The sequence below is a fragment of the Candidatus Poribacteria bacterium genome, assembly GCA_016866785.1.
GTDB lineage: Bacteria > Poribacteria > WGA-4E.
Map to the genome: position 1 here is coordinate 1 of VGLH01000208.1, position 4124 is coordinate 4124.

A 4124-nucleotide genomic window follows, 5' to 3' on the forward strand; every position below is an offset into this window, starting at 1 on the left:
AGTCTTCATTTCCTCGCGTTCGCCATCCTGAGGCTCAAACGGTTTGTCGCGCGGGTTCCACAAAGTGCATAACACGCTCTAGGCGAAGTAGTCTGCGGCTCCCAGGCGGGCGATCCGAGCTAGAGGGGCGACGATGCTGAACTGCGCCCAGGCGCTGCTCCAGAACCCTCGGATCGTGGGATCGTCGCGTCGGTTACGGATGGTTCGGATCGTCTTGCGCAACGGCGTGCCGTACTGGTCAGCGTCGACGAACACAGCGAGCGGGGCGAGCAGCTCCGTCGCCATCGCCGCCTTACCGAGGGCGAGCATCAGCGTATTCTCGTGGGTGTACTCGCCCGTCCAGATGAGCTCGTCGCCGACCTCTTCGGCGACCTCGGCGAGGCAGAAGTCCGCGCCGCGACGCGCGCAGTCCAGAAACGCTGGATCGCTCCGCCATGCCGGATACCAGAGAAGTTGCCCGACGTAGTTCTTCAGCAGCAGGTCGTAGTGCTTGGACAAACCGCCGCCACGGTTGTAGTTCCAGTAGCCGTCTGCCGTGAACGCCGGAAGCAGACTACGGTGGAACGCGTCCCAGGCGACGCCCATCATCTCGTCGTCGGCGAACAGGCTGCCGACTGTGTAGAGCGCCTTCACGCCGCCCAAGACCTGGTTGTAAACGAACGACGGGTGGACCTCCTCGCCGGACGAGTTGATCTCGTTCTTGGGCAGTCGCGGATCGCCGTCGAGCGGCCAATGGCGCAGGAGCTCGTAGCAGGGAGCAGCCAGGTCGCGGTTGTCAGCTACGTGTGCGTAGTCGAGGACGCCCTGGACGTTCATCGAATCATGCAGGAGCACGCATTCCTCGTGGAACAGCCAGGTGTCTCCCGTGAGCCCGCCCCACCGCGTGCTCCACAGGTTGTCGACGACCTTCCGGCAGCAATAGGTCGCCGCCGCCCCGTAGGTGTCGATGCCCGTAGCCAGGTATGCGTAGGACAGCCCCGGCAGAAGCATCCCGAATCCGCGCGAGTTCTCGACGTAGGCGGTTGGGTCGAGCTCGATTCCCGGCCGGTGCTCCGTGTTGTACGGGTCACAGCGCCAGTCGCGCAGATGGTCGCAGACTCCTGCGAACGAGTCGGCGAAGAGCTCAATGGCGGGAGATGGCTCGGGCTGCACGGCAGGGAGGGCGTTCCTCACTCGGTCCGGTTCGGAGATGGCGAGCTCGTTCATCGGTCTGCGGCTGGGCTTGAGCAGATCGCGCGAGACGGACACGGTTCCCAGTGGACATGAGCCGCGCAGCGACTCGCCGCTCGCGTGATCCGTCGTGTCGTACCCGGCGGCCACACGGTACGTGCCGGCGTGGATGGGTCGTCTCAGCGTCCACGGAATCTCCGACATCGGGAAGCCGCGCGCCTTCTGGTAGGCATCGATGCCCGTCACGCGAAAGCCGCGAACAGGATGACTGGGGGCGACATCCCACTCGACGGTCTTGCCAGGTTCGGAAGCCAGCGTGAGACGCAGCGCGTCGAGCGACAGCCAGCCGCCAGGGTAGGGTCCGCCGAGGTCCGTCGGCTGCCAGAGCAGCAGAACCTCGGACTCAAGCTCGACCCACCAGAACTCGACAGTCAGTTGCCCATCGCGGAGCGTCCAATGCGCCGACGCCGCGGCCTTGAACCTCACGATGCGCGCCATCGCCTGTGATCGGTTGTCCATCGTAGTCGTCTCCGCGTCGCCGCGAGCGATCCGCGCCACGGCGGGAATGAGGCAACTGGTCGCGAGGCAAGAGGTCGTGAGAAACGTGCGGCGGTTCATCGTCGCCCTTCGTCTCACGCTCCGTCGCCGAGAACGGCAGCAACGGCAGCGCCAACGCTCGTGCAGATCAGGTTCACGACGGCGTTATTGACCCAGCCGCGCCGCTCGAAGGTTCCGCCGATCAGGCTATCAGCGACATTCCCAGCGATGCCGGCGGCTGCCACGGCTCCTACGCTCGGCGTGAGTCCCACCAGCGCGGCAACTGCCGCTATAACGAGTGCCCCGACTGCCCCTGCTGCTGTCCCGACGAGCGTCACGCCGCCGTCCTCGCCGACCTTCGCGTGCCGAAACGTGGGGAGCCGCCGGGGCTCGCCGCCGAACGCCTGGCCAATCTCGCTCGACAGCGTGTCAGCCGTCGCCGCTGCAAGGGAGCCGCAGAACGCCGCCGCCCAGACCGGGCCCGCTTCGGGAGAGAGCGCCGCGACGAGGGCGCAGAGCGCTGCGACTCCGCCGTTGGGCAGCACATGCCGCACCGTCCGCGCGCCCTTCGAGGACTGGGCGACGCCGAGAGAGTCCTTCTGCGCCTTCCCGATCCGGGTGGCGCTTGAGCCCAACACGAAGAACATCGCCAGAAGACCGAACGCTGAGGGCCCCAATCCTCCGTAGATTGCCCAACCGACGGCGATTCCGGCGACCAGGCCGCGTCGGTCGATGGTTCCGAGTCGATACGCTGCCGTTCCGAACGCGCCGCTGACAACCAGGCCGGTTCCCCACTGGAGCCACGCGCCCACCTAGCGGCTCACTTCGGCGAGGAAGCCTCGCGCCATCGACTCCGTCACCGGTCGCAGATCGTCCTCGACCGCTGCCAGCCGTGAGTAGAGCTCGGCTGGATCGAGGCGATGGCGAGCGCAGTCGATGTCGTAACCGGAGCGTTCGGGCCCTTCCAGCCAGTGCCGCAGAGCGGCAACGTCTGCCTCGACGTGGAACTGCACACCCCACGCGCGTCCGATGCGGAAAGCCTGATGGACACAGGCGTCGCCGGTGGCCAGGAGCGTCGCTCCGGTTGGCAGGTCGAACGTGTCGCCATGCCACTGGAACACGAGCAGGTCGGACCCCGGCGAGACGGAATTGAGCAAGGGATCGGAGACGCACGCGTCGGTTGCCTTCACGGAGCAGACGCCGTGTTCCGCCTCGCCAGGGTAGACGCGCGCTCGCGCCGCCTGTGCGAGGAGTTGCGCGCCGAGGCAGACGCCCAGATACGGCTTTCCGGCGGCAAGGACGCGGCGGATCAGACCGATCTGGTCGCGGATGGGCTGTGTGTCGTCGTAGACGCTGGCTGGTCCGCCGAGGACGATCAAGCCGTCGAACTCGTCGATGGACGGAAGCGGCGAGCCGAGATCGGCGCGCGACACGACGAGCCGGGCAGCCGCCGACAGTACGGGCTCGAAGGTCCCAAGCCCCTCGATGCTGTTCTGGACAACGGCGATGCGCGGCAGCATGGCGCGGTTCCCCTCAGACGCGGAGTTCGGCGTCGGCTCCCAGCAGGTCTCGGTGGGCGTCGATGATGGGATCCACCTCGCCTGCCAGGAAGTCATCGACCTGGGAAGGCGCGCGCCCGACATACCGAGACGGATCCAAAGCCCGTTCGAGGTCTGCCGCGTTCAGTCGGAACGCCTCGTCTCCCGCGATTCGCCCCAACAAGTCGTTGACGCCGTCGCCGTCTTTGACGCGGGCTCCAGCCGCTCGGGAGTGCCGCCGTATGCGCTCGTGGAGCTCCTGACGATCTCCGCCGTTCTTGACGGCTTCCATCAGGATGTTCTCGGTCGCCATGAAGGGGAGCTCGGCGACCAGATGGCGTTCGATGACGCGTTCGTGGACGACAAGCCCGCGAGCCACGTTCAGCATGAGCGTCAGGATTCCGTCGGTCGCCAGGAACATCTCAGGAACGGTGATCCGCTTGTTTGCGGAGTCGTCGAGCGTCCGCTCGAACCACTGCGTCGCCGCCGTGAAGTACGGGCTCTGCGCCGCAGTGATGGTGTAGCGCGACAGCGAGGCGATCCGCTCGGAGCGCATCGGGTTCTGCTTGTAGGGCATCGCGGACGAACCGACCTGAGCGTCCTCGATGGGCTCCTCGATCTCTTTCATGTTCTGGAGTAGGCGGATGTCGTTGCTGAACTTGTGCGCCGACTGCGCGATGCCGGCGAGGACGTTGGCGACCTGGGAATCCACCTTGCGCGAGTAGGTCTGACCCGTAACGGCAAAGACCGCGCCGAAGCCCATCTTCTCTGCCACGAGACGGTCGAGCCGACGGATGCGGTCGTGATCGCCTTCGAACAGCTCGACGAAGCTGGCTTGGGTTCCCGTCGTTCCCTTGACGCCTCGGAACGGCAGGTGCG

The 4124-nt window shown here is 66.2% G+C and carries 4 protein-coding genes; all 4 read right to left on the bottom strand.

Going from position 1 to position 4124, the window contains the following annotated elements; translation table 11 throughout:
• Nucleotides 1-78: 78 nt before the first annotated feature.
• A complete protein-coding gene (locus FJZ36_18260) occupies nt 79-1788 on the bottom strand; it encodes a hypothetical protein (GenBank protein MBM3216843.1) in 1710 nt (569 codons plus the stop codon).
• A 14-nt stretch (nt 1789-1802) separates the two neighbouring features.
• Nucleotides 1803-2519 carry a DUF92 domain-containing protein gene (locus FJZ36_18265; protein MBM3216844.1) on the bottom strand — a complete coding sequence of 239 codons (717 nt, stop codon included), beginning with the start codon at nt 2517-2519 and terminating at the stop codon, nt 1803-1805.
• Complete coding sequence (locus FJZ36_18270; protein MBM3216845.1) at nt 2520-3350, bottom strand: type 1 glutamine amidotransferase; 831 nt, start codon at nt 3348-3350, stop codon at nt 2520-2522.
• The coding region (locus tag FJZ36_18275) for an adenylosuccinate lyase (protein ID MBM3216846.1) at nt 3241-4124 on the bottom strand (884 nt) is incomplete at its 5' end. The genes FJZ36_18270 and FJZ36_18275, both read right to left, overlap by 110 nt.